The 2,436-nt window shown below is 53.9% G+C and carries 1 rRNA gene (only partly in view); it reads right to left on the minus strand.

Annotated features, from left to right (window positions below):
* Positions 1-2,436 (minus strand): 23S ribosomal RNA (locus FPQ10_RS12715); its annotated part runs 373 nt beyond the window's last position; the annotation flags it as partial.

The raw sequence follows: 2,436 nt of genomic DNA on the forward strand, positions 1-2,436 counted from the left end.
ACACCAGCGGTGTGTCCATCCTGGTCCTCTCGTACTAAGGACAGCTCCTCTCAAATTTCCAACGCCCACGACGGATAGGGACCGAACTGTCTCACGACGTTCTGAACCCAGCTCGCGTACCGCTTTAATGGGCGAACAGCCCAACCCTTGGGACCGACTACAGCCCCAGGATGCGATGAGCCGACATCGAGGTGCCAAACCTCCCCGTCGATGTGGACTCTTGGGGGAGATAAGCCTGTTATCCCCGGGGTAGCTTTTATCCGTTGAGCGATGGCCCTTCCATGCGGAACCACCGGATCACTAAGCCCGACTTTCGTCCCTGCTCGACTTGTAAGTCTCGCAGTCAAGCTCCCTTCTGCCTTTACACTCTGCGAATGATTTCCAACCATTCTGAGGGAACCTTTGGGCGCCTCCGTTACCTTTTGGGAGGCGACCGCCCCAGTCAAACTGCCTACCTGACACTGTCTCCGAACCGGATCACGGTTCTGGGTTAGAATGTTCGTACAGCCAGGGTGGTATCCCACCGGCGCCTCCACCGAAGCTAGCGCTCCGGTTTCCTAGGCTCCCACCTATCCTGTACAAGCTGTACCAACATTCAATATCAGGCTACAGTAAAGCTCCACGGGGTCTTTCCGTCCTGTCGCGGGTAATGCGCATCTTCACGCATAGTATAATTTCACCGGGTCTCTCGTTGAGACAGTGCCCAAGTCGTTGCACCTTTCGTGCGGGTCGGAACTTACCCGACAAGGAATTTCGCTACCTTAGGACCGTTATAGTTACGGCCGCCGTTCACTGGGGCTTCGTTTCAACGCTTCGTGCCAAAGGCACTAACGCATCCACTTAACCTTCCAGCACCGGGCAGGTGTCAGCCCCTATACTTCGCCTTGCGGCTTCGCAGAGACCTGTGTTTTTGATAAACAGTCGCTTGGGCCTATTCACTGCGGCTCCCCAGGCTCGTAGCCTGAGTGAGCACCCCTTCTCCCGAAGTTACGGGGTCATTTTGCCGAGTTCCTTAACGAGAGTTCTCCCGATCACCTTAGGATACTCTCCTCGCCTACCTGTGTCGGTTTACGGTACGGGCACCTCCATCCTCGCTAGAGGATTTTCTTGGCAGTGTGAAATCAGGAACTTCGGTACTAAATTTCCCTCCCCATCACAGCTCAAGCGTACAGTGTGCGGATTTGCCTACACACAACTCTTGCTGCTTGGACGCGCTTATCCAATAACGCGCTTTCCTTATCCTCCTGCGTCCCCCCGTTACTCAAACGGATGGGAGGTGGTACAGGAATGTCAACCTGTTGGCCATCGCCTACGCCTTTCGGCCTCGGCTTAGGTCCCGACTGACCCTGAGCGGACGAGCCTTCCTCAGGAAACCTTAGGCATACGGTGAAGAAGATTCTCACTTCTTTTTCGCTACTCATACCGGCATTCTCACTTCTAAGCGCTCCACCAGTCCTCACGGTCTGACTTCAACGCCCTTAGAACGCTCTCCTACCATTGTCCTGCGGACAATCCGCAGCTTCGGTGATGTGTTTAGCCCCGGTACATTTTCGGCGCAGCGTCACTCGACCAGTGAGCTATTACGCACTCTTTCAATGATGGCTGCTTCTAAGCCAACATCCTGGTTGTCTAAGCAACGCCACATCCTTTTCCACTTAACACATACTTAGGGACCTTAGCTGGCGGTCTGGGCTGTTCCCCTCTCGACTATGAACCTTATCACCCATAGTCTAACTCCCAGTCATAAGTCATTGGCATTCGGAGTTTGACTGAATTCGGTAACCCGGGAAGGGCCCCTCGTCCAATCAGTGCTCTACCTCCAAGACTCTTTTGCTGAGGCTAGCCCGAAAGCTATTTCGGAGAGAACCAGCTATCTCTGTGTTCGATTGGCATTTCACCCCTACCCACACCTCATCCCCGCACTTTTCAACGTACGTGGGTTCGGGCCTCCAGTAAGTGTTACCTTACCTTCACCCTGGACATGGGTAGATCACACAGTTTCGGGTCTACGACCAACGACTGAATCGCCCTGTTCAGACTCGCTTTCGCTGCGGCTCCAGGTCTTCCCTTTAACCTTGCCGCTGATCGTAACTCGCCGGTTCATTCTACAAAAGGCACGCCGTCACCCGTTAATGGGCTCCGACTACTTGTAGGCACACGGTTTCAGGTTCTATTTCACTCCCCTTCCGGGGTGCTTTTCACCTTTCCCTCACGGTACTGGTTCACTATCGGTCACTAGGGAGTATTTAGCCTTGGGAGATGGTCCTCCCGGATTCCGACGGAATTCCTCGTGTTCCGCCGTACTCAGGATCCATTCCGGAGGAAGGTTGATTTCGGTTACAGGGCTTTTACCCTCTGCGGCTGACCTTTCCAGATCAATTCACCTACCAACCTTCTTGGTAACTCCATATGGAATGTCCTACAACCCCAAGACGC

It is taken from the genome of Allobacillus sp. SKP2-8, from assembly GCF_007559355.1.
Lineage (GTDB): Bacteria > Bacillota > Bacilli > Bacillales > Alkalibacillaceae > Allobacillus > Allobacillus halotolerans.